This window comes from Streptomyces sp. NPDC000594 (assembly GCF_040299965.1).
GTDB lineage: Bacteria > Actinomycetota > Actinomycetes > Streptomycetales > Streptomycetaceae > Streptomyces.
Window position 1 is genome coordinate 36,455 of sequence record NZ_JBEPCY010000044.1, and the last position, 23,490, is coordinate 59,944.

Below are 23,490 nucleotides of genomic sequence, written 5' to 3' on the forward strand. Positions count from 1 at the left end.
GTCCCTTCCGGCGGGGCGGCCCGGGGGGCCGACGGCGGCTGAGTGAGCCGATCAGAATGATCCGCTCCATACTGCACCAGCCCGGGCACGAAATGCGTTCGCCAGTGCTCCGACAGGGGTGCGATCCTGGGATCCGTATGTCTACTTCCTTCGCCGACCTTCAGAAGCTGCTGGCCGGGATCTCGCTGCGGGACTCCCACCGGCTCGGCCGCCGTCTCGAAGGCGCTCGCCGCATCCGTAAGCCCGACGCCCGCCAGGCCGTGCTGGAAGAGATCGCCGCCGAAGGCCGCAAGGCCGCCGAGCGGATGACCCGGCGCGCGGAGCGGGTCCCTCCGGTCAGCTATCCGGAACAGCTCCCCGTCAGCCAGAAGAAGGACACGATCCTGGAGGCGATACGGGACCACCAGGTCGTGATCGTCGCCGGTGAGACCGGGTCCGGCAAGACGACCCAGATCCCGAAGATCTGCCTGGAGCTGGGCCGGGGCGTCCGGGGCATGATCGGCCACACCCAGCCGCGCCGGATCGCCGCCCGTACGGTCGCCGAGCGGGTCGCGGAGGAGCTGAAATCGCCCCTCGGCGAGGCCGTCGGCTGGAAGGTCCGCTTCACCGACCAGGTGAACCCGGACGCCACCTTCGTCAAGCTGATGACGGACGGCATCCTGCTCGCCGAGGTCCAGACCGACCGCGAGCTGCGCGCCTACGACACGATCATCATCGACGAGGCCCACGAGCGCTCCCTCAATATCGACTTCCTGCTGGGCTATCTGGCCCAGCTGCTGCCCAAGCGCCCCGATCTCAAGGTCGTCATCACCTCGGCGACGATCGACCCCGAGCGGTTCTCCCGCCACTTCGGCGACGCGCCGATCGTGGAGGTCAGCGGGCGGACCTACCCGGTGGAGGTCCGCTACCGGCCCCTCCTGGAGGACGAGGACGAGGAGAGCGACCGCGACCAGATCACCGCGATCTGCGACGCCGTCGAGGAGCTCCAGGGCGAGGGCAAGGGCGACATCCTGGTCTTCCTCTCCGGCGAGCGCGAGATCCGCGACACGGCGGACGCGCTCAACAAGAGGAACTACCCCCGCGGCGGAGCCGCTGATCGACACAGCACGGAAGTGCTGCCGCTGTACGCCCGGCTCTCCCACGCCGAACAGCACCGGGTCTTCCAGCCGCACACCGGCCGCAGGATCGTTCTGGCCACCAATGTCGCCGAGACCTCGCTGACCGTCCCCGGCATCCGGTACGTCATCGACCCCGGCACCGCCCGGATCTCCCGCTACAGCCACCGCACCAAGGTCCAGCGGCTGCCCATCGAGCGGATCAGCCAGGCCAGCGCCAACCAGCGCAAGGGCCGCTGCGGCCGTACCTCCGACGGCATCTGCATCCGGCTCTACTCGGAGGACGACTTCGAGGCCCGGCCCGAGTTCACCGACGCCGAGATCCTGCGGACCAATCTGGCCTCCGTCATCCTCCAGATGACCGCCGCCGGCCTCGGCGACATCGAGAAGTTCCCCTTCATCGACCCGCCGGACCACCGCAACATCCGCGACGGCGTACAGCTCCTCCAGGAGCTGGGCGCCTTCGACCCGGTCCAGAAGGACCCCCGCAAGAAGCTCACCCCGCTCGGACGGCAGCTCGCCCAGCTGCCGGTCGACCCCCGGCTGGCCCGGATGGTGGTCGAGGCCGAGAAGAACGGCTGTGTCCGCGAGGTCATGGTGATCGCCGCCGCGCTCTCCATCCAGGACCCGCGCGAGCGGCCCGCCGAGAAGCAGACCCAGGCCGACCAGCAGCACGCCCGCTTCAAGGACGAGACCTCCGACTTCCTCGCCTTCCTGAACCTCTGGCGGTACATCCGCGAGCAGCAGAAGGAGCGTGGCTCCGCCAGCTTCCGCCGGATGTGCAAGCAGGAGTATCTGAACTATCTGCGGATCCGCGAGTGGCAGGACATCTACGCCCAGCTGCGGCAGGTGACCAAGACCCTCGGCATCCAGGTCAACGAGGACGACGGCCCCGAGGCCGGTGTCCATGTCTCGCTGCTGGCCGGACTGCTCTCGCACATCGGCCTCAAGGACACCGACGCCAAGAACGAGTACCTGGGCGCCCGGGGCGCCAAGTTCGCCGTCTTCCCCGGCTCCGCGCTCTTCAAGAAGCCCCCCCGGCTGGTGATGTCCGCCGAGCTGGTGGAGACCTCCCGGCTCTGGGCCCGGGTCAACGCCCGGATCGAGCCCGAGTGGGTCGAACCCCTCGCCCAGCATCTGCTCAAGCGCACCTACAGCGAGCCGCACTGGGAGAAGGACCAGGCCGCGGTGATGGCGTACGAGAAGGTCACCCTCTACGGCGTGCCGATCGTCGCCCAGCGCAAGGTCAACTACGGCCGGATCGACCCCGAGACCTCCCGGGATCTTTTCATCCGCAACGCCCTGGTCGAGGGCGACTGGCGGACCCACCACCAGTTCTTCTCCGACAACCGCAAGCTGCTCACCGAGGTCGAGGAGCTGGAGAACCGCGCCCGGCGGCGGGACATCCTCGTCGACGACGAGACCCTCTTCGACTTCTACGACCAGCGGGTGCCCGAGCATGTCGTCTCGGGGGCCCACTTCGACTCCTGGTGGAAGCAGAAGCGGCACGAGACACCCGACCTGCTCGACTTCGAGCGGGAGATGCTGATCAACGAGCGGGCGGGCGCGGTCACCAAGGAGGACTATCCGGACTCCTGGCGGCAGGGCCGGCTGAAGTTCCGGGTGACCTACCAGTTCGAGCCGGGCGCGGACGCGGACGGCGTCACCGTCCACATCCCGCTCCAGGTGCTCAACCAGGTCACCGACGAGGGCTTCGACTGGCAGATCCCCGGGCTGCGGGGGGATGTCGTGGTGGAGCTGATCCGCTCCCTGCCGAAGGCGATCCGCCGCCACTACGTCCCCGCGCCGGACTACTCCCGGGCCTTCCTGGAGCGCGCGGTGCCGCTCCAGGAGCCGCTGACCGTGACGCTCGCCCGTGAGCTGCACCGGATGGTCGGCGTGCCGGTCTCGGTGGACGACTTCGATCTGGCGCGGGTCCCCGACCACCTCCGGATCACCTTCCGGATCGTGGACGAGCGGCGCCGCACCCTGGCCGAGGACAAGGATCTGGAGGCGCTGAAGCTGAAGCTGCGCCCCAAGGCCCGGCAGGCGCTCTCCCGGGCCGCCGCGGCGGCCTCCTCGGGGCCCGAGGGCGGCTCCATCGAGCGCACCGGGCTCACGGACTGGACGATCGGGTCGCTGACGAAGGTCTTCGAGACCCGGCGGGCCGGTCAGCCGGTGAAGGCGTACCCGGCGCTGGTGGACGAGGGCGACACCGTCGCGGTGCGGCTCTTCGACACCGAGGCCGAGCAGCGGCAGGCGATGTGGCGGGGCACCCGGCGGCTGATCCTGCTGAACATCCCGGTCAACCCGGCGAAGTTCGCCTCGGACAAGCTGAGCAACCAGCAGAAGCTGGCGCTCTCGGCCAATCCGCACGGCTCGGTGCAGGCGCTGTTCGAGGACTGCGCCATGGCGGCGGCGGACCGGCTCATAGCCGACCACGGGGGCCCGGCCTGGGACGAGGAGTCGTACCGCAAGCTGTACGACCTGGTCCGCGCCGACCTGGTGGACACCACGGTCCGTACGGTGGGCCAGGTCCAGCAGGTCCTGGCCGCCTGGCAGGCGTGCGAGCGCCGGCTGAAGGCGACCAACAGCCTGGCGCTGATCAACAACGTCCAGGACGTACGGCAGCAGCTGGCGGCGCTGATGCCGGCGGGCTTCGTCACCCTGACGGGGCTGCGGCGGCTGCCGGACCTGATGCGCTATCTGGTCGCGGCGGACCGCCGGCTCCAGCAGATGCCCACCTCCGTCCAGCGGGACACCACCCGGATGGAGAAGGTCCAGGAGATGCGGGACGAGTACGCCTGGCTGCTGGAGCAGCTGCCGCGGGGCAGACCCGTACCGCAGGAGGTGCGGGAGATCCGCTGGATGATCGAGGAGCTGCGGGTGAGCTACTTCGCCCATGCCCTGGGCACCGCGTACCCGGTCTCCGACAAGCGGATCGTGAAGGCGATCGACGCCCTGGCGCCGTGACGGTCCTGTCACCCACCGCGAGTTCGACCAGTGGCCCCAGGCTGCTGTAGAGTCTCTTTTCGCAGCCCAACGAAGAAATTCGGACTGCGAAACCTGGTCCTGTGGAGCAGTTTGGAGTGCTCGCCACCCTGTCAAGGTGGAGGCCGCGGGTTCAAATCCCGTCAGGACCGCAGTGAAGAAGGCCCGCACCGGCGACGGCGCGGGCCTTCGCCGTGTGCGGGACGCGCGCCCGGAGCCGATCGGTACCGGCCCCGATCGGGTACGCCGTCTTGACGGGCCATCGCCGCGCCTGTACCCACTCCTTAAGGCTCGGCACGGGCCCGCGCCCCTCACCGGCGGAGGTGACGTGCATGGCGGCGGCCACTGCGAGGCGGCACGAGACAAAGGCCCTGCTGCGGGCCCATCTCTCGGCCGCGTCCGGCTATCGGTCCGGCTATCGGCATCTCACCCGGGACTGCCCGGTCTGCCATCGACTGCTGCGGCTCGCGATGGAGCCGTCCGAGAACGAGCCGGGGACGCTCCGGCCCGGACTCGTCCCCGCTCCCTCCGAAGGCCCTCCCGGGGCCCCTGTGGGGGCTTCTGACGGCCCGCCGGCCGCCGGACCCGGCGAGAGCCCGGCGGCGGCCCCGGCGGGGCGGTGCGCGGAGCCCTCGGCCGCGCCCGGGGAGACCCGGGACGAAGGTCCCGACGGAGAGTGACTTCGGCCCGGTCCCACCGGGCTCCGGAGAGGCCACACTCGATAGGGCAAGCGTTGTGCGATGTGACGGGTGTCACGGTATGGGTTTTCAAAACCCCGGCGCTTACCCATGACCTACATGCAATCAATTTAATATGTGCAATTGCACCGTTCGGTGAGACTCCCCCGGGCCCCTTTCCGTGCAGGACACACCCTTCGCCGGACTCCCGGGGACCCCCGGCCGGACCCTCGGGAACCCCCCGCCGGCCGCCCGGCGACCGCTCCCCGGGGACGCCCGGAGGCCCTCGGCGGGCACAAAAAAATCGCGCTGGACCCGGCGGAGTCCAGCGCGATCAATGACAGAGCCTGTTGGGGCAGACACCCGCCATGTCGTGCTTCGGTGGGGCACTACCGGGATGGGGGTCCCGGAATGGCCCGGTCAGCGAGGAGTTCAGCCCTCGCTGCGCTGCTGCGGGATACCGGCGAGCAGCGCCCGTACCTCAGCTTCGCGGTAACGGCGGTGTCCGCCGAGCGTACGGATCGACGTGAGCTTGCCTGCCTTCGCCCAGCGGGTGACCGTCTTCGGGTCCACGCGGAACATCGTGGCAACCTCAGCCGGGGTCAGCAGCGGCTCGGCATCAGGGGTGCGAGCGGTCATGAGCGGCCTCCTCGGGAGAACCGAACCTTCTCGGTTCTTTCCTCTAAATTCTGCACCTTGACCCACGTTGCCCGAAATGGCAGACGCAGGCCGAGTCGGTTATAGGACGAACGGCTTGTCCTCGGCACTACAACTACACCATCTGTCCAGCCACGTCGGCCAAACCGACGGAATTGCCCTCCGAGGTGTCCATCAGTGGCTGAACGTCGATGGACCATGCCATAGCGGACAGTCACGTCACAGTGACGATCAGTCACAGAGTGAGCAGGAGCCACCAGACCCCCCATTGAGCGCAATGCAAATCAATCCGCCCTTAGTTGGACGGAAGGAACCCTCCCCGGACTCCTTGTCCTATTTTGACACGAGGGTAGGCGATAGGCGCAAGAGCCCAGTTAGTGCAGTCCGTCACGCTTGAGGCAAAGGCCCGGATCGGGACCTAGGGCCTGAACGGAGGGCCTCAATCATCCACATATTCGCTCAGTTTGCGAATTGCAGGTCCTTCACGGCCCGCCAACGGCCCACAAGCCGGGCATAAGCCTCACCCGCCGCCTCCTGATCACCCTCCCGCAGCGCCGCGATCCCCTCGGCGAGATCGGCGGCCGACCGGTCGTCGGCGAGCTTGGCCTGGGGCAGGGCATGGACCAGCCCGCCGTAGTCCAGCTCGACCAGGGAGCGCGGATGGAACTCTTCCAGCCACTTCCCCACCTCCAGCAGCCCCTCGCCGAGCGCCCCCGGGCTCTCCGACTCGCGCAGCGTCCGCAGCGTCCGGGCCACCCTCCGGCGGGCCTCCACCATCGCGGTGCGATACCGGAGCACCGGGCCGCCGGGGCCCGGCGGCTCGTACTCCCGCTCGCCGTCGTCGAAGAGGACGAACCACCGCACCGGCACCTGCCAGACCGCGCTCCTGATCCAGGGGCGGGCGTCCGGATGCCGCTCGCGCCACCGCTCCCAGTCGGCGGCGGCCTGGCCCCGCACCACCGGCGGGAGCACCACGTCCAGCAGCGGGGCGGGCAGCTGCTCGGCCAGTTCCTGGAGGGCGAGCCAGCCGCGCAGCCGGGTCCCCCAGGGACAGATCCGCACCACCCCGTCGGCCTCCACGACAAAGGCGTCGCCGCTCTCGTGGACCGGCACCGGCACCGGTGGGGTGGGTACCAAATCGGCCAGTGAGCGTCGGAGTTCGTCCTGGGCGGTGGGGGCCCGGCCCTCCCGCGCATAGCGCGCCCAGCGCTCCCGCTCGGCCGGGGGGAAGGCGGCCAGGGGCTCGTACACCCGCAGATAGGCCGCATAGGGAACGAGGACCGACGACACCGCTGGCATGCGTAAATCCTTCCACGCGCTTCGCCCGCCCGGGGGTGATCCCGCGCACCGGACCCGCCAGCCGGGCAGGAAGGACATACCCTCATCCACTGTCGGACCCTCCCCACCCACAGGATGGGTCCTCGCCACTCACCGCTTCGTACCTTGGGAGTCACCACCGTGACCGATGTGACCGGAGCCTCCGCGGATGTCCTGCACACCCTCTTCCACTCGGATCAGGGCGGACATGAGCAGGTCGTCCTCTGCCAGGACCGCGCGTCCGGCCTGAAGGCAGTCATCGCGCTCCACTCCACCGCCCTGGGCCCCGCCCTCGGCGGAACCCGTTTCTACCCCTACGCCACCGAGGCCGACGCCGTCGCCGACGCGCTCAACCTCGCCCGCGGCATGTCCTACAAGAACGCCCTCGCCGGGCTCGACCACGGCGGCGGCAAGGCCGTGATCATCGGCGACCCCGAGACGCTGAAGTCCGAGGCGCTGCTGCTCGCCTACGGCCGGTTCGTGGACTCGCTCGGCGGGCGCTATGTGACCGCCTGCGACGTGGGCACCTATGTCGCCGACATGGATGTGGTCGCCCGGGAGACCCGCTGGGCCACCGGCCGCTCCCCCGAGCACGGCGGCGCCGGCGACTCCTCGGTCCTCACCGCGTACGGGGTCTTCCAGGGGATGCGCGCCTCGGCGGCGCATCTGTGGGGAAGCCCCTCGCTCGCCGGGCGCCGGGTCGGTGTCGCCGGTGTCGGCAAGGTCGGCCACCATCTGGTGCAGCACCTCGTGGAGGACGGCGCCGAGGTGATCATCACCGATGTGCGCGAGGAGTCCGTACAGCGAATTCTCGCCAAATTCCCGCATGTGACGGCGGTGCCGGACACCGAGACCCTGATCCGGGTCGAGGGGCTGGACATCTACGCCCCCTGCGCACTCGGCGGAGCGCTGAACGACGGCACCGTCCCCGCGCTCACCGCCCGGGTGGTCTGCGGCGCGGCCAACAACCAGCTCGCCCACCCCGGGGTCGAGAAGGACCTCGCCGACCGCTCGATCCTCTACGCACCCGATTACGTGGTGAACGCGGGCGGGGTCATCCAGGTCGCCGACGAGCTGCACGGCTTCGACTTCGACCGGTGCAAGGCGAAGGCGGCGCGGATCTACGACACCACGCTGGAAATATTCGCACGAGCAAAGAGTGATGGTGTTCCGCCGGCCGTGGCGGCCGACCGGATCGCCGAGCAGCGCATGGCCGACGCCCGGCTGCGCTGATCTTCCCGGGGCCTCGGCCCGCCGCTCGGGGGACGCGGACTCACCCCGGTCGGCGGGTCGAGTGCCGAGAAGAGGTTAATATCGCAGTTGACCAGCGAGGACGGGGCTCCTCGCGGGTTCTGCGAAGTGGCACGTCATGCGGGCGGCGTACCGTATGGCTGCGGAAGCAGGTACCGTTGAAGCCCTACGGGCCGGTCTCTCCGCGGAGAGTCCGTTCCGACTCATGAACGCGTGTCAAGACTCTGGGGCCGTCGAGCCCCGTCACCGAGGGGGTCGAGCCATGGGGCGCGGCCGGGCCAAGGCCAAGCAGACAAAGGTCGCCCGCCAGCTGAAGTACAACAGCGGCGGGACTGACCTGTCGCGTCTGGCCAACGAGCTGGGCGCTTCGACTTCGAGCCAGCCTCCGAACCCGGAGCCGTTCGAGGACGACGATGAGGAAGACGACCCGTACGCACGGTACGCGGACATGTACAACGACGATGACGACGACGAAGAGTCGGACGCGTCATCGCAGCGCCGCGGCGCCTGACGCCGGTCGAGACCACTGACCCGGTCCGGAGCATCCGGACCGGGTTCTGTGCTGTTCGGCTCCGGCCGGGGGTCCGGATCCCGACAGGGACCCGGACCCGCACCCGGATGCGGTCGGGCGGTCAGACCGCGTAGTCGCCCACCAGCTCGGCCCCGGTGGTCCGGTCGCCGCGCTCGGTGATCTCACCCGCGATCCAGGCGTCCACGCCCCGGTCGGCCAGCAGGGTCAGCGCCACATCGGCGGTCTCACCCGGCACCACGGCGATCATGCCCACGCCCATGTTCAGGGTCTTCTCCAGCTCCAGGCGCTCCACCCGGCCCGCCCGGCCGACCAGGTCGAACACCGCACCGGGGGCCCAGGTGGAACGGTCGACCACGGCGTGCAGCCCGTCCGGGATCACCCGGGCGAGATTGTTGGCGAGCCCGCCGCCGGTGACATGGCTGAAGGCGTGGACCTCGGTGGTCCGGGTCAGTGCGAGACAGTCCAGCGAGTAGATCCGGGTGGGTTCGAGCAGCTCCTCGCCCAGGGTCCGGCCGAACTCGGCGACCTCGGCCTCCAGCGCCATCCCGGCCCGGTCCAGCAGGACATGGCGGACCAGCGAGTACCCGTTGGAGTGAAGGCCGGAGGAGGCCATCGCGATGACCGCGTCCCCCGTACGGATGCGATCGGGTCCCAGCAGCCGGTCGGCCTCGACCACACCGGTGCCGGCGCCCGCGACATCGAAGTCGTCCTCGCCGAGGAGTCCCGGGTGCTCGGCGGTCTCGCCGCCGACCAGGGCGCAGCCGGCCAGGACACATCCCTCCGCGATGCCCTTGACGATCGCGGCGACCCGCTCCGGGTGGACCTTGCCGACGCAGATGTAGTCGGTCATGAAGAGCGGCTCGGCGCCGCAGACCACGATGTCGTCCACGACCATGCCGACCAGGTCGTGGCCGATGGTGTCGTAGACCCCGAGCCTGCGGGCCAGATCGACCTTGGTGCCGACGCCGTCGGTGGCGGAGGCGAGCAGGGGGCGCTCGTACCGCTTGAGGGCGGAGACGTCGAAGAGCCCGGCGAAGCCGCCCAGGCCGCCCAGGACCTCGGGGCGGTTGGTCCGCTTGACCCACTGCTTCATCAGCTCGACGGCGCGGTCGCCCGCCTCGATGTCCACGCCCGCTCCGGCGTAGCTGGCGGCTCCCTGATCCGGAGTGTGAGCGTCCGTTTGCTGGGCGAGGTCGAAGGACTCGGCAGTCATGGCAGAGAAGGCTTTCGTTCGTTCCTGCGGGGCGGGGCAGCGATGGCTACGGGCGTGGCAACAGGCGTGCTACGGGCGGCGGAGCGCGTCGGCGGCGTCGGCACCGCCCGCCAGCTCGGTTTCGAGCAGCTGCTTGCCCAGCAGCTCGGGGTCGGGCAGCTCCATCGGGTACTCACCGTCGAAGCAGGCGCGGCAGAGGTTCGGCTTGGCGATGGTGGTCGCCTCGATCATGCCGTCGATGGAGATGTACGAGAGCGAGTCCGCGCCGAGCGAGGCGCCGATCTCCTCGATGGTCATCCCGTTGGCGATCAGCTCCGCACGGGTGGCGAAGTCGATGCCGAAGAAGCACGGCCACTTGACCGGCGGCGACGAGATCCGGATGTGGACCTCGGCGGCGCCCGCCTCACGGAGCATCTTGACGAGGGCGCGCTGGGTGTTCCCGCGGACGATGGAGTCGTCCACCACGACCAGCCGCTTGCCCTGGATCACATCCCGGAGGGGGTTGAGCTTCAGCCGGATACCGAGCTGGCGGATGGTCTGGGAGGGCTGGATGAAGGTCCGCCCGACATAGGCGTTCTTGACCAGTCCGGAGCCATAGGGGATGCCGCTGGCCTCCGCGTAACCGATCGCGGCCGGGGTGCCCGACTCCGGGGTGGCTATCACCAGATCGGCGTCGGCCGGTGCTTCCTTGGCCAGTTTTCGGCCCATCTCCACACGGGAGAGATAGACGTTCCGCCCGGCGATATCGGTATCGGGGCGGGCGAGATAGACATACTCGAAGACACAGCCCTTGGGCTTCGCATCCGCGAATCGAGAGGTGCGGATGCCGTTCTCGTCTATCGCGATCAGCTCGCCCGGCTCGATCTCCCGGACGAAGGTCGCACCGCAGATGTCGAGCGCGGCGGACTCGCTCGCGACCACCCAGCCGCGGTCGAGCCGGCCGAGGACCAGCGGGCGGATGCCCTGCGGGTCACGGGCCGCGTAGAGGGTGGACTCGTTCATGAAGACGAGCGAGAAGGCACCGCGCACCTCGGGAAGGACCCGGGTGGCGGCGGCCTCGATGGAGAGGGGGTTGCCCTCGTCGTCGACCTGGCCCGCGAGGAGCGCGGTGACCAGATCGGTGTCATTGGTGGCCGCGACCTGCGTGGCCCGCCCGTCCCGGCGGGGCAGATCGGCGACCATCTCGGCGAGCTGGGCGGTATTGACCAGATTGCCGTTGTGACCGAGGGCGATGGAGCCGTTCGCCGTGGCCCGGAAGGTCGGTTGGGCGTTCTCCCACACGGAGGCCCCGGTGGTGGAGTAACGCGCGTGGCCCACCGCGATATGACCGCGGAGTGAGCCGAGAGAGGTTTCGTCGAAGACCTGGGAGACCAGGCCCATGTCCTTGAAGACGAGGATCTGGGAGCCGTTGCTGACCGCGATTCCCGCAGATTCCTGGCCCCGATGCTGGAGGGCGTAGAGCCCGAAGTACGTGAGCTTTGCGACCTCTTCACCCGGAGCCCAGACACCGAAGACGCCGCAGGCGTCCTGGGGGCCCTTCTCTCCAGGGAGCAGATCGTGATTGAGTCGACCGTCACCACGTGGCACGGGACCGAGTGTAGGCGAGTCCGGACACTGGTCCGAACCGGGGAGGGGTCTCCCGGCGATCCGGCTCCCCGGCCGGACCCCCCGGCCGACCGGCGCGGACGGGCCCGGACCGGCGCCGGTCAGCGCTTCGGGGTGGGCTCCGGGACGGCATGGAGGCCCTGGTTCGCGGGGCCGGTGAGGGCGAGCCCGCCGTCGCGCAGGACATAGCCCACCGTGCCGTCGAGGACCTTGCGGAGATGGGCCTCGACCTGTTCGGCGGGGCCGGTGCAGAGCCTGCGGGTGGCGGCGAGCCGCCCCAGCTCGATCGTGCTGTCGGTGACCTTGGCACGGCCCCGGAAGGTATTGCAGCCGAGGCTTCCGCTGACGGTGCCGTCCGGGGCGATGACCAGCCGGGCCACCTGCTCCGTACCGGCGGGCATCGACTCGGCGACATCCCCGGTGAGCAGGGAGTTCACCATCCAGGTGGTACCGGTCAGCGGGACGGGCTTGGTGGCGCTCAGGGCTATGGAGTCGCCGCCGGAGGCCTTGAGGGTGAGCCGGTCGCCGTCGAGGGCGGCCTTCAGCTCACCGGTGAGGGCGGCGTCCAGGGTGCGCTCGAAGGCCCCGGGCCCGTCGGTACAGGCCACCGTGGTCCGCTCGGCGGGCTGGACGGTGAGGGTGGTGCCCGTGAGGTCGGCGGCGGCGCTGAAGCGGTTGCAGCCGCTGTGGCCCTGGACCCGGCCCTTCTTGGTGATCTCCAGATAGGCACCGGCGGGCGCGGCGGACTTCCGTCCGTCGGCGGTGACGCTGTCGACGGTCCAGCGGACCCCGGTCAGGGGCAGATCGGGTGGGGCCACGGAGCCGGAGTCCTTCCCGGCGTCCTTTCCGGAACCGGAGCCGGAGCCGGAGCCGCGGTCGCTGTCGCCACCGGCTCCGTTCTCGGTGCCGCAGGCGGCGAGGGCGAGCAGGGCCAGGGCGGTGAGGGTGGCACTCAGGTGACGGCGCATGCTCCTGGGACGGAGACGATGGCGTTCCGGTTCCGCGCCGCCCCGGGTGCCGGGCCGGGGCCCGGGGACCGGAGCCGGGGGTTCCAGCGCCGGGGGCCCGGGTCCCGGAGGGCCGGAGGGTCCGGTCCTGGAGGTCAGCCGAGGACCGGCAGCAGCTGTGAGAGATCCGCGCGCTCACCGCTCGCGGAGACCCGCGCCGCCCCGAGGGCCGTGGCCCAGTCGGTCCGCCCGGTGGCCAGCCGTACCCAGGTCAGCGGGTCCGTCTCCACCACATTCGGCGGGGTGCCCCGGGTGTGGCGGGGCCCCTCCCCGCACTGCACCACCGCGAACGGCGGGATCCGTACCTCCACCGCACCGCCCGGGGCCTTCGCCGCCAGGGCGTCGGCGAGCATCCGGGTCGCGGCGGCGAGCGCCTGACGGTCGTACGGGATCTCCAGCCCGGTCGCGTCGTTGAGGTCGTCGGTGTGGACGACGGCCTCCACACAGCGGGTCACCAGGAGATCCACCAGCCGCATGGGCGCCGGCCGGGTCGCCACCGGCCGGTCCCCGGCGGGTACCTGGGCCAGCGCCTCCTCGAAGCGCTCCACGGCGCGGCCGAAGGCGCCGATCACATCCTCCCCCGCCGCCGCCACGGCCTCGCCCGCCACGACCCCGGGGAGCGAGCCGCTGTACGAGAAGCTGCTGTACGAGGAGTTGCTGTACGGGGAGTTGCTGTACGGGGGCCACTCGGCCAGGGTCAGCTCGGCCCTCGGCGGCTCGGGCAGGGTCAGCTCATGGGCCAGGGAGCCCAGGCGCAGCGAGAGATGGGCGACCAGGTCGGATACGGTCCGGCCGGCCGACCGGGTGGGCCGGGCGAGCCGGTCGGCGTCGAGGGCGGCGATCCCCGTCCGCAGCGCGGTGGTCTGCGCGAGCAGCGCGCCACGGGTCCTCGCGAGGTCATAGCTACGGGCGCGTCGCCTGTCCACTGGCATGGCGAAGAGCTTAGGTCGTGACGGCGGACGGAGTGTCGGCCGCCCCGGTCACGGCCTCGGCGGACGAGCGCTCCTGGCCCGCGGACGAGTCCACGGTGAAGATCTCCTTGCCCGCCGGGACCCCGACCCCGCGCCAGTGGAAGGGGATCCCCCGCGCCGTGTCCAGGTCGAGCCCGTCCATCAGATGGAAGTGGACATGCGGCTCGGTGGAGTTGCCCGAGTTGCCGCAGCGGGCGATCGGCTGCCCCGCCCGTACCCGGTCACCCGGCCGGACGGTCACCGAGCCGCGCTGGACATGGGCGTACAGCGCGTACGTACCGTCCCCGAGGTCGAGCACCACCCGGTTGCCGATGATCCGGGACGGGCCCACCAGCTCCCGGACCGTGCCCTCCAGCAGCATCAGATAGAGCAGGGAGAGCAGGGAGGTACGGCTGAGGTGGTCGCGCTGCCGGTCGTGGACCTCGACGACGGTGGCGTCGGCCACCGCGTACAGCGGCTGTCCGAAGGCGGGGAAGCTCTCGTTGCGCCGGACCACCGGCCAGAACAGGGAGAACCCGGGGCGCCCGCCACCGCCGCCCGGTCCGGGCACCGGCTCCGGCTCGGCGGTGAGGTCGATGGCATAGGTCTGCCCATAGGCGTGGAGGCCATGGCTGGGCACCTTGTCCGCCGGGCTGTTCGTCGCCGACCAGCGGCCCCGTACCGGCGCCTCGGTCTCCACCGCGGGGGGCACTCCCCCTGGCTCCCCCGGGGGCACCGCCACCCGGGCACGGTGCTCCCGGTCGCCCCGCCGGCTCAGGGCGAGCATCGCGCCCATCATCACCACCCAGGGAGCCGCCACCAGCCACCAGCTGACGGGCAGGGGGGTGAGGACGAGACAGAGGAACAGGACGACGAAGAGCCTGCCGGCGAACCGGAGCAGGACCATCAACAGCTTTCCGGTCGGTACGGACATGTCGTCTCCCCCAAGATGTGCGTGTTTCCGTGGATCCATCCGGTCCTCGGACCGGGAGGCCCGTCTATCGGACCGGGAAGCCCGTCTAGACGGGCCGGGCGGCCGTGAGGACCACCAGCAGCGGCACCACCCGGGCCGGGGGCACCTGGTACCGGCCGCGCCCGGCGGCCTGAAGCCAGCCCGTGCCGGTCAGCAGCCGCAGATGGTGGTAGATCTGGCCGGTGGTGCCCAGACCGTCCAGCTCGGCCAGCTCGGCGGCGGAGCTCCGGCCGCCGAGGATCTCGCGCAGCAGCCGCAGCCGTACGGGATAGCCGAGCGCGGCGAAGGAGTCCGCCGCCTCCGTCCAGTCCTGGTCGAGCACCTCGCCGGTCAGGGCGCCGTACTGCCACTCGTACCGCTCATCGGTCGGCAGCCGGACGGCGCCGGTGAAGACCACCCCGCCGTCCTCCCCCGCCGGGCCGGTGTCGGTCAGCCGCTCCTTGAACGCCTCCAGCGCCCAGAAGTCGCCACCGACGGGCTCGGGGGTGTCCGTGCGCCGCCCCTCCAGTGCCGCGATGCGGCGCTCCAGTGCGGCGACCCGCTCCTCCAGCTCCATGATGCTGAATATACGTAATTACGTAATCACACGCAAGGAGCCGTCCCGGGGACCGCGAAAAGCCCCCGCCCCAGAGAACGGGACAGGCCCCCACCCCGGGAGAACCGGGAAGCGGGGGCCTGTCGCGACTGCGGGAACTACGCGAGCAGCGCCGGGATCGTCTCCTCGTGCGCGGTGCGCAGCTCGTCCAGGGGGAGCGTGAACGCGCCCTGGATGTCGACCGTGTCACCGTCCACGACACCGATCCGGGTCGCGGGCAGCCCACGCGCGCCGCACATGTCCGTGAAGCGCAGCTCCTCGCTGCGCGGCACCGACACGATGGCGCGGCCCGCCGACTCCGAGAAGAGGAAGGTGAAGGGGGTCAGCCCGTCCGGCACCACCAGACGCGCGCCCTTGCCGCCGCGCAGCGCCGACTCCACCACCGCCTGGATCAGACCGCCGTCGGACAGGTCGTGGGCGGCGTCGATCATGCCGTCGCGGGAGGCCGAGATCAGGATCTCGCCCAGCAGCTTCTCCCGGTCCAGGTCGACCGCCGGCGGCAGCCCGCCGAGGTGGTCGTGGATCACCTGGGACCAGGCCGAGCCGCCGAACTCCTCGCGGGTGTCGCCGAGGAGATAGAGCAGCTGCCCCTCCTCGCCGAAGCCGATCGGGGTACGGCGGGTCACATCGTCGATCACACCGAGGACCGCGACCACGGGCGTCGGGTGGATCGCGATGTCACCGGTCTGGTTGTAGAGCGACACATTGCCGCCGGTGACCGGGGTGCCCAGGGTCAGACAGCCGTCGGCGAGACCGCGGGTGGCCTCGGCGAACTGCCACATGACGCCCGGGTCCTCGGGCGAACCGAAGTTCAGGCAGTTGGAGATGGCCAGCGGCCGGGCACCGGAGGCGGCGACATTGCGGTACGCCTCCGCCAGCGCCAGCTGGGTGCCGGTGTAGGGGTCGAGCTTCGCGTACCGGCCGTTGCCGTCGGTGGCCATGGCCACACCGAGGTTGGTCGTCGCGTCGATACGGATCATGCCCGCGTCCTCGGGCTGCGCCAGCACGGTGTTGCCCTGGACGAAACGGTCGTACTGGTCCGTGATCCATGCCTTGGACGCCTGGTTGGGCGAGGCCACGACCTTCAGGACCTGCGCCCGCAGCTCCTCGGCGGTCTCCGGGCGGGGCAGCAGCCCCGCGTCGTCGGCCTGGAGGGCGTCCTGCCACGCGGGGCGGGCGTACGGGCGCTCGTACACGGGACCCTCATGGGCGACGGTCCGCGGCGGTACGTCCACGATCTGCTCGCCGTGCCAGAAGATCTCCAGCCGGTCGCCGTCGGTCACCTCACCGATGACGGTGGCGATGACGTCCCACTTCTCGCAGATCTCCAGGAAGCGGGCGACCTTGTCGGGCTCGACGATCGCGCACATGCGCTCCTGCGACTCGCTCATGAGGATTTCCTCGGGCGAGAGGGTCGCGTCGCGCAGCGGCACGGTGTCCAGCTCCACGCGCATACCGCCGGAGCCGGCGCTCGCCAGCTCGGAGGTGGCGCAGGAGAGCCCGGCGCCGCCGAGGTCCTGGATCCCCGCGACCAGCTTCTCCGCGAAGATCTCCAGGGTGCACTCGATGAGGAGCTTCTCCTGGAAGGGGTCGCCGACCTGGACGGCGGGGCGCTTGGCCGGGCCGGTGCTGTCGAAGGTCTCGGAGGCGAGGACGGAGACCCCGCCGATGCCGTCGCCGCCGGTGCGGGCACCGTAGAGGATGACCTTGTTGCCGACGCCGGACGCCTGGGCGAGATGGATGTCCTCGTGCCGCATCACCCCGATGCAGCCCGCGTTGACCAGCGGGTTGCCCTGGTAGCAGGGGTCGAAGACGGCCTCGCCGCCGATATTGGGCAGCCCGAGGCAGTTACCGTAGCCGCCGATGCCCGCGACCACACCGGGCAGCACCCGCTTGGTGTCGGGGTGGTCGGCGGCGCCAAAGCGCAGCGGGTCGACCACGGCGACCGGGCGGGCGCCCATGGCCAGGATGTCGCGGACGATGCCGCCGATGCCGGTGGCCGCGCCCTGGTAGGGCTCGATGTACGAGGGGTGGTTGTGCGACTCCACCTTGAAGGTGACCGCGTACCCCTGGCCGACGTCCACGACCCCGGCGTTCTCGCCGATGCCGACGAGCAGGGCGTCGTTCTCGGGGGCCTTCTCGCCGAACTGCCGCAGATGGACCTTGCTCGACTTGTACGAGCAGTGCTCGGACCACATGACCGAGTACATCGCCAGCTCGGCGCCGGTGGGACGGCGGTCCAGGATCTCCCGGATGCGCTCGTACTCGTCCTGCTTCAGACCGAGTTCGGCCCAGGGCTGCTCGGCCTCCGGGGTGCCGGTGGCGTGCTTGACGGTGTCCAGCGTCATGAGGTGACCAACTTCTTGATGACCGAGGTGAAGAAGGCGAGACCGTCGGTGCGGCCGGTGCCGATCAGCGGCTCCACGGCGTGCTCCGGGTGCGGCATCAGGCCGACGACATTGCCCTCGGCGTTGGTGATGCCCGCGATGTCCCGCAGCGAGCCGTTCGGGTTGGACCCCAGATAGCGGAAGGCGACCCGCCCCTCCGCCTCCAGCTCGTCCAGGACCCGCTCGTCGGCCACATAGCGGCCGTCGATGTTCTTCAGCGGGACGGAGATTTCCTGGCCCTGCTCGTAATCGGAGGTCCAGGCGGTCCCGGCATTCTCCACCCGCAGCCGCTGGTCGCGGCAGATGAAGTGGAGGTGGTTGTTGCGGAGCATGGCACCGGGCAGCAGATGCGACTCGGTGAGGATCTGGAAGCCATTGCAGATGCCGAGCACCGGCAGGCCGGCCCTGGCCTGGTCGATGATGGTCTCCATGACCGGCGAGAACCGGGAAATGGCCCCGGCCCGCAGATAGTCGCCGTAGGAGAAGCCTCCGGCCAGCACCACGGCGTCGACCTGCTTGAGGTCCTTGTCACGGTGCCAGAGGGAGACCGGCTCGGCCCCTGCGAGCCGTACGGCCCGCAGGCTGTCCTGGTCGTCCAGGGTCCCGGGGAAGGTGACGACCCCGATCCGGGTGTTGCCGCCGACCACAGAGGGTGACGGGGTGGCGGTCACGACTCGACCTTGACGACGAAGTCCTCGATGACGGTGTTGGCGAGGAACGTTTCGGCCATCTCATGGATGCGGGCGAGGGCGGCGTCGTCCACCGGCCCCTCCACCTCCAGCTCGAAACGCTTTCCCTGACGAACGTCCGCGATACCGTCGAATCCGAGGCGGGGCAGTGCGCGCTGCACCGCCTGTCCCTGCGGGTCGAGGATCTCGGGCTTGAGCATGACGTCGACTACGACGCGTGCCACGGGCACTCCCGGTGATGTGTTGCGAGGGCGGTCCGCTCAGCGTACCCGTCCGAGAAATCTACTCGCGTAGATATGGGTGGATATCGGAGCCGGTCATGAAGGAACACGGACGGGGCAACGGAGCGCGGAAATCCGGAAGAAAATTCCAGTCCGCATTGATCGGACACGCGCAGACAATTGGGTGGGCTTCACAATGTACGCCCGCTCGCGTACAAAGGAATACAGGGAACAGCACCAAAAAACCCTCGACAGCCGGAATGCCGGTATCCCAGCATGTCAGCACGGGCGAGCAGCCGACGGAGAGCCGTCAGGTGATCACGAGCGCCCGGGTGGACCGGCGGGGTACCGCGGGAAAGGACCGATATCCGTGGCACAGCGAGTCGTGGTCACGCTCTCCGACGACATCGACGGAGGAGAGGCAGCGGAAACGGTCAGGTTCGGCCTGGACGGGAAGACGTACGAGATCGACCTCAATCCCGCCAATGCCAAGAAACTGCGCAAGGCTCTCGCCCCCTACCTGGCGGCCGGGCGGAAGCAGTCCGGCGCGCGCGGGCGACCGGGGCCGCGTGCGGTCGCGTACACCCACACCGCGCTGGAGCCCGCGCCCGCGGCGGTCCGGGCCTGGGCGCAGTCCAACAAGATGGACGTGCCGGCCCGGGGGCGGATCCCCAAGGCGGTCTACGAGGCCTTCCGCAAGGCGGGTTGAGCCCCGCCCGGGGCCCGTGCGGCCCCGGTCCGATCTTGAGTTGCGCCGCACCCCCCACCGTGGGCTAAAGTATGGATCACGCCGAGGGGGAAACACCCGAAAGGGAAAGAACCTCAGCAGCGTGCGGGTGTAGTTCAGTAGCAGAACATCCCCCTTCCAGGGGGAAGGCGCAGTGTGCAATTCCTGTCACCCGCTCTGACCGATCTCTTACCGACCACGCGAGTGGATCAGGTAGAGTGGTGGTCGCACCGCCCAGTGAGAGCTGGCGCGGGAGCAGTGCGGACGTAGCTCAGTTGGTAGAGCGCAACCTTGCCAAGGTTGAGGTCGCCAGTTCGAACCTGGTCGTCCGCTCAGGGTGAAGACCCGGTTCCGATCTTCGGAACCGGGTCTTTTTCGTTGCCTTCACTCCAGCTTCGTCAGGGGCGCCTTGTCAGGGGCACGCTAAAACCCATGACATTTGTCATGAACAGCCATGACAGCACGCACTGCCCCGGCCCTCCGCACGGCGGGAGGCTGAGGACATGACCACAGACCAGTACGTGATCACGGTGGACGAGCTGCGGCGGAGGTACGCGGGCGGCTACGAGGCCGTGAGCGGCATCAGCTTCGAGGTGGCGCGCGGCGAGATCTTCGCCCTGCTCGGCACCAATGGCGCGGGCAAGACCTCCACCGTGGAACTGCTGGAGGGGCTGGCCGCCCCCGCGAGCGGCACCGTCCGGGTGCTCGGCCATGACCCGTACCGCGAACGGGACGCCGTCCGCCACCGGGTCGGGGTGATGCTCCAGGAAGGCGGCTTCCCCTCCGATCTGACCGTCGCCGAGACCGCCCGGATGTGGTCCGGCTGCACCAGCGGGGCCCGGCCCGTCCCCGAGGCGCTGGACCTGGTCGGCCTCGGCCATCGCGCCAAGGTCCGCGTCAAGCAGCTCTCCGGCGGCGAACGGCGGCGGCTGGACCTGGCACTGGCCCTCCTCGGCCGCCCCGAGGTGCTCTTCCTCGACGAGCCGACCACCGGACTCGACGCCGAAGGCCGCCGCGACACCTGGGACTTGGTCCGGGCGCTGCGCGACACCGGCACCACCGTGCTGCTCACCACCCACTATCTGGAGGAGGCGGAGGCGCTGGCGGACCGGCTGGCGATCATGCACCGGGGCCGGATCGTGACGGGGGGCACCCCCGCCGAGGTCACCGCGGAGCGGCCCGCCCGGATCCGGTTCGAGCTGCCCGAGGGGGTGGCACCGGCCCGGCTGCCGCTCTCCCTGCGGGCCGCCGCCGAGGGACAGCGGATCTCGATCCGCACCCATGACCTCCAGGGCTCGCTCGGCGAACTCCTGCGGTGGGCGGCGGAGACGAACGTACGGCTGAAGGGGCTCGACGCGCGGTCGGCCTCGCTCGAAGAAGCCTTCCTGGAGATCGCGCAGACGGACATGGCGGGTGTGTGAGATGACACGGAACAGCACGATCGCGGGGCCGACAGCCGCCCCCCAGGGCCCCGGCTCCACCGCCCGCAGGACCACCGCCACGGGCCGGCTCGCCGCACTCGGCCGCGCCGAGCTGACCCTGCTGGTCCGCAATCGCTCCGCCCTCTTCGTCGCCCTGCTGATGCCGCTGATCATGATGATGGCGATCCAGGGCTCGATGGAGCGGATCGACGAGGCGGAGGCCGGGATGAGCATCGCCGAGGCCTCCCTCACCGGCGGGATCGGCATGATCCTGATCCTGGTCGTCCATATGAACCTGGTCTCCGCCTATGTCGCCCGCCGGGAGGACCTGGTCCTCAAGCGGCTGCGCACCGGCGAGGTCTCGGACACCGAGGTGCTGACCGGGACCGCGCTGCCCGCCGTCGGCATCGCACTGACCCAGTGCGTGCTGCTGGTGGCCGCCGGGGTCGTCCTCATGGATGTCGGCGCCCCCGACCGGCCCGAACTGCTGGCCGCCGGGATCGTGCTCGGGGTGCTGGTCTGCGTCGCGCTGGCCGCCGTCATCTCCTCCTTCACCCGGACCGTGGAGAGCGCCCAGCTCACCACCATGCCGATGTTCCTGCTCTCCCTCGGCGGCTCGGGGCTGCTCGTCCCCCTGACGGTGATGCCCGAGGGCATGGCCCGGATCTGCGAACTCCTCCCGCTCACCGGAGTGATGACCCTGGTACGGGCCGGCTGGCTCGGCGGGGTCGAGGGCCGCGAGCTGACCGTCGCCCTGGTCGGTGCCTTGGTCTGGGCCGCGGTGTCGGTGTTTGCTGTTCAGCGGTGGTTCCGCTGGGAGCCCCGGCGCTGAGTCACCAGGGACCGGCGGACCGAGGAGGAGTGGGGTAGAGCTGTGCGGGGTGTACGGGTGAAGAGCTGGGGCGGACGCTGGCGCGGGCGCAGCGGGCTGGCCAAGGTCGATCTCTACACCCGTGGCACGATCTATGTCCTTGTCTGGACCGGGTCGCTGACCGCGGCGGCCCTGATGTTCTCCCCGGATGTCCAGGCCGCGGCCGCCTGGCCGCTGATCGCGCTGGGGGTGGCGCTCGCACTGGGCGAGGGGTTCCTCTGCGCCCGGCTGGCCCGGCGGGCCATGGACGCCTATCTGGGCATCGGCCGGGTGCCCCGGCCCCTGCTGTGGTGGTCGGCGGGGGCGGCCGGCGCGCTGCTCGTCTTCCAGTGCGCCCTGGCGATGGCGGCGGGGATGCCCGGGATCCTCGCCACGCTGCCGATGCTGCTGTCGGTGACGGTGCTGCCGGTCACCGCCGTCCTCGCGCTGCTGGTACGGAACCGGAACACCGCCCTCTGCCATCTGGCGCTGCTGCCCGCCGTCTACGGTCTGGTCTCGCTGACCCCGATGTCGGCGGGGGACCGGCTCTTCACGGCCGTCTTCATCACCGTGGTCAGCGGCTGGATGGCGGCCACCGGACGGGTCTCGATGTGGATGCTCGCGGTGATGTGGGAGCTGCGCGAGGCGCGTGATGTGCAGGCGCGGCTGGCGGTCGCGGAGGAGCGGCTGCGGTTCGGGCGGGATCTCCACGATGTGCTGGGGCGGAATCTCGCGGTGGTCGCGCTCAAGAGCGAACTCGCGGTACGGCTGGCCCGGCGCGGGCGGCCGGAGGCGGTGGACCAGATGCTGGAGGTCCAGCGGATCGCCCAGGATTCCCAGCGTGAGGTGCGCGAGGTGGTACGGGGGTACCGCGAGGCGGATCTGCGGATCGAGCTGGAGGGGGCCCGGGGGGTCCTGGAGGCGGCGGGGATCACCTGCACCGTGGTGGTGGGCGAGGTCGAGCTGCCGGGCGATGTCCAGTCGGCGCTGGGGTGGGTGGTCCGGGAGGCAGCCACGAATGTGCTGCGGCACGGGGACGCGCGGCGGTGCACCATCTCGGTCGGTGAGCTGGCGGGCTCGGCGCGGCTGGTCGTGGAGAACGACGGGGCGGGGGCGGCGGACGAGGGCTCCGGCACGGGCTCAGGGGCGGACCGGGGGCGTCCGGGGAGCGGGCTCGCGGGGCTGCGGGAGCGGCTGTCGGCGGTGGGCGGCGAACTGGAGGCGGGGCCGGGGCGGGACGGACGCTTCCGGCTGAGCGCGCGGGTGCCGCTGGGGGCCGTCGTGCCGTTGGGCCGGGAGCCCGGGGCCTCAGGTGTCCCCGGGGCGGCCCCGGGTGGCGGCTCCTCCCGTACGGCCGATGGCACACCTCGTACCGCGGGCACACCACCTCGTACCGGGGGCACAGGTCGTACCGTGGACGCGGCTCGTACCGGGGGCACGCCTCGTACCGTGGACGCACCCGGCGCCACGGCGGGGAGCCGGCCGGATTCCGGGAGCGCCGCATGACGAACGTACGACTGCTGCTCGCCGACGACGAGCATCTGATCCGGGGCGCGCTGGCCGCGCTGCTCTCCCTGGAGGACGATCTGGAGGTCGTCGCCGAGGCGGCGTCCGGCACCGAGGCGCTGGCGATGGCCCGGGCCCACCGCCCCGATGTCGCGGTCCTCGATCTCCAGATGCCGGGCGCGGACGGTGTGAGTGTCGCCACATCGATCCGGGCCGAACTCCCCCACTGCCGCACGATGATCGTCACCAGCCATGGCATGCCGGGGCATCTGAAGCGGGCACTGGAGGCGGGTGTGCGGGGGTTTGTCCCCAAAACTCTGAGCGCCCAGCGGCTCGCCGAGATCATCCGGACCGTCCATGCGGGAAACCGCTATGTGGACCCGGAGTTGGCGGCCGACGCGATCTCCGCCGGGGACTCCCCGCTGACCGCCCGGGAGGCCGAGGTCCTGGCGTACGCGGCGGACGGGGCGCCCATCGCGGAGATCGCCGGGCGGGCCTCGCTGTCGCAGGGGACCGTACGGAACTATCTCTCGTCGGCCGTCTCGAAGCTGGGCGCCGAGAACCGGCACTCCGCGGTGCGCCTCGCCCGCGATCGGGGTTGGGTATAGTGGTCAGCGCGCCACGGCGCATGCGGACGTAGCTCAGTTGGTAGAGCGCAACCTTGCCAAGGTTGAGGTCGCCAGTTCGAACCTGGTCGTCCGCTCAGGGGAAAGGCCCGGTTCCGGTCATCGGAACCGGGCCTTTCGCATGCCCGCCGGGGCACCCGGGTGCCCCCGGGGTGTCCGGAGCACCCGGGTGCTCCGGAC

General features: G+C 70.5%; 20 protein-coding genes and 4 tRNA genes. 13 read left to right on the forward strand and 11 right to left on the reverse strand.

The features are described from left to right. Positions 1-137: 137 nt before the first annotated feature. The 3 genes from hrpA to ABT354_RS34555 all read left to right on the forward strand — a co-directional run bounded on the left by hrpA (position 138) and on the right by ABT354_RS34555 (position 4,786). Entirely contained in the window at positions 138-4,088 is a 3,951-nt protein-coding gene (hrpA, locus tag ABT354_RS34545; RefSeq protein WP_351501275.1) for an ATP-dependent RNA helicase HrpA, read from the forward strand. Positions 4,089-4,183: 95 nt separating this feature from the next. Beyond that, a tRNA-Asp gene (locus ABT354_RS34550) sits at positions 4,184-4,258 on the forward strand. Between the two features lie 180 nt (positions 4,259-4,438). Next, positions 4,439-4,786 carry a DUF6274 family protein gene (locus ABT354_RS34555; RefSeq protein WP_351501277.1) on the forward strand — a complete coding sequence of 116 codons (348 nt, stop codon included), beginning with the start codon at positions 4,439-4,441 and terminating at the stop codon, positions 4,784-4,786. 429 nt (positions 4,787-5,215) lie between these two features. Here ABT354_RS34555 and bldC read toward each other — a convergent pair whose 3' ends face one another. Together bldC and ABT354_RS34565 are read right to left on the reverse strand one after the other, a co-directional pair. After that, positions 5,216-5,422, reverse strand: a complete 207-nt coding sequence (bldC, locus tag ABT354_RS34560) for a developmental transcriptional regulator BldC (RefSeq protein WP_020869672.1) — start codon at positions 5,420-5,422, stop codon at positions 5,216-5,218. Positions 5,423-5,899: 477 nt separating this feature from the next. Continuing rightward, a complete protein-coding gene (locus tag ABT354_RS34565; RefSeq protein ID WP_351501279.1) occupies positions 5,900-6,739 on the reverse strand; it encodes a DUF8083 family protein in 840 nt (279 codons plus the stop codon). Between the two features lie 159 nt (positions 6,740-6,898). On the opposite strand from ABT354_RS34565, the gene ABT354_RS34570 reads away from it, so the two are divergent. Together ABT354_RS34570 and ABT354_RS34575 are read left to right on the forward strand one after the other, a co-directional pair. Then, positions 6,899-7,990, forward strand: a complete 1,092-nt coding sequence (locus tag ABT354_RS34570) for a Leu/Phe/Val dehydrogenase (RefSeq protein ID WP_351501281.1) — start codon at positions 6,899-6,901, stop codon at positions 7,988-7,990. Between the two features lie 280 nt (positions 7,991-8,270). Beyond that, positions 8,271-8,519 (forward strand): DUF3073 domain-containing protein, encoded by a 249-nt coding sequence (locus tag ABT354_RS34575; protein ID WP_351501283.1) that lies wholly within the window; start codon positions 8,271-8,273, stop codon positions 8,517-8,519. Positions 8,520-8,640: 121 nt separating this feature from the next. Here ABT354_RS34575 and purM read toward each other — a convergent pair whose 3' ends face one another. The 9 genes from purM to purS all read right to left on the reverse strand — a co-directional run bounded on the left by purM (position 8,641) and on the right by purS (position 18,183). Then, positions 8,641-9,753 carry a phosphoribosylformylglycinamidine cyclo-ligase gene (purM, locus tag ABT354_RS34580; RefSeq protein ID WP_351501285.1) on the reverse strand — a complete coding sequence of 371 codons (1,113 nt, stop codon included), beginning with the start codon at positions 9,751-9,753 and terminating at the stop codon, positions 8,641-8,643. A 69-nt stretch (positions 9,754-9,822) separates the two neighbouring features. Then, a complete protein-coding gene (gene purF, locus ABT354_RS34585; RefSeq protein ID WP_351501287.1) occupies positions 9,823-11,340 on the reverse strand; it encodes an amidophosphoribosyltransferase in 1,518 nt (505 codons plus the stop codon). A gap of 119 nt (positions 11,341-11,459) precedes the next feature. Further along, the gene (locus ABT354_RS34590) at positions 11,460-12,326 is read right to left on the reverse strand and encodes an META domain-containing protein (protein ID WP_351501289.1); all 867 of its coding nucleotides are present in this window, start codon (positions 12,324-12,326) and stop codon (positions 11,460-11,462) included. Between the two features lie 134 nt (positions 12,327-12,460). Continuing rightward, entirely contained in the window at positions 12,461-13,297 is an 837-nt protein-coding gene (locus ABT354_RS34595; RefSeq protein WP_351501291.1) for a sterol carrier family protein, read from the reverse strand. A gap of 10 nt (positions 13,298-13,307) precedes the next feature. Next, positions 13,308-14,249 (reverse strand): M23 family metallopeptidase, encoded by a 942-nt coding sequence (locus ABT354_RS34600; RefSeq protein WP_351501293.1) that lies wholly within the window; start codon positions 14,247-14,249, stop codon positions 13,308-13,310. Positions 14,250-14,334: 85 nt separating this feature from the next. Then, a complete protein-coding gene (locus ABT354_RS34605; RefSeq protein WP_351501295.1) occupies positions 14,335-14,844 on the reverse strand; it encodes an ArsR family transcriptional regulator in 510 nt (169 codons plus the stop codon). A 137-nt stretch (positions 14,845-14,981) separates the two neighbouring features. Further along, positions 14,982-17,231: a phosphoribosylformylglycinamidine synthase subunit PurL gene (gene purL / locus ABT354_RS34610; RefSeq protein WP_351501297.1), complete on the reverse strand. Its 2,250-nt coding sequence runs from the start codon at positions 17,229-17,231 to the stop codon at positions 14,982-14,984. Continuing rightward, complete coding sequence (purQ, locus tag ABT354_RS34615; RefSeq protein ID WP_351501322.1) at positions 17,228-17,917, reverse strand: phosphoribosylformylglycinamidine synthase subunit PurQ; 690 nt, start codon at positions 17,915-17,917, stop codon at positions 17,228-17,230. The genes purL and purQ overlap by 4 nt, the downstream gene beginning before the upstream one ends. A gap of 20 nt (positions 17,918-17,937) precedes the next feature. Further along, positions 17,938-18,183, reverse strand: coding sequence for a phosphoribosylformylglycinamidine synthase subunit PurS (gene purS, locus ABT354_RS34620; protein ID WP_215092426.1), 246 nt, complete (start codon positions 18,181-18,183; stop codon positions 17,938-17,940). Positions 18,184-18,550: 367 nt separating this feature from the next. Between purS and ABT354_RS34625 the strand changes: the two genes are divergently transcribed. The 8 genes from ABT354_RS34625 to ABT354_RS34660 all read left to right on the forward strand — a co-directional run bounded on the left by ABT354_RS34625 (position 18,551) and on the right by ABT354_RS34660 (position 23,387). Then, positions 18,551-18,889, forward strand: a complete 339-nt coding sequence (locus ABT354_RS34625; protein WP_351501300.1) for a histone-like nucleoid-structuring protein Lsr2 — start codon at positions 18,551-18,553, stop codon at positions 18,887-18,889. Between the two features lie 123 nt (positions 18,890-19,012). Then, positions 19,013-19,084: transfer RNA gene (locus ABT354_RS34630), tRNA-Gly, on the forward strand. Positions 19,085-19,167: 83 nt separating this feature from the next. Then, positions 19,168-19,240 (forward strand) — tRNA-Gly (locus tag ABT354_RS34635). A gap of 170 nt (positions 19,241-19,410) precedes the next feature. Continuing rightward, positions 19,411-20,328 (forward strand): ABC transporter ATP-binding protein, encoded by a 918-nt coding sequence (locus tag ABT354_RS34640; protein WP_351501302.1) that lies wholly within the window; start codon positions 19,411-19,413, stop codon positions 20,326-20,328. Between the two features lies 1 nt (position 20,329). After that, positions 20,330-21,160, forward strand: coding sequence for an ABC transporter permease (locus ABT354_RS34645; protein ID WP_351501304.1), 831 nt, complete (start codon positions 20,330-20,332; stop codon positions 21,158-21,160). A 42-nt stretch (positions 21,161-21,202) separates the two neighbouring features. After that, positions 21,203-22,684 (forward strand): sensor histidine kinase, encoded by a 1,482-nt coding sequence (locus ABT354_RS34650; protein WP_351501307.1) that lies wholly within the window; start codon positions 21,203-21,205, stop codon positions 22,682-22,684. Further along, positions 22,681-23,292 carry a response regulator transcription factor gene (locus ABT354_RS34655; RefSeq protein WP_351501309.1) on the forward strand — a complete coding sequence of 204 codons (612 nt, stop codon included), beginning with the start codon at positions 22,681-22,683 and terminating at the stop codon, positions 23,290-23,292. The genes ABT354_RS34650 and ABT354_RS34655 overlap by 4 nt, the downstream gene beginning before the upstream one ends. A gap of 22 nt (positions 23,293-23,314) precedes the next feature. Beyond that, positions 23,315-23,387 (forward strand) — tRNA-Gly (locus ABT354_RS34660). Positions 23,388-23,490: the final 103 nt, after the last annotated feature.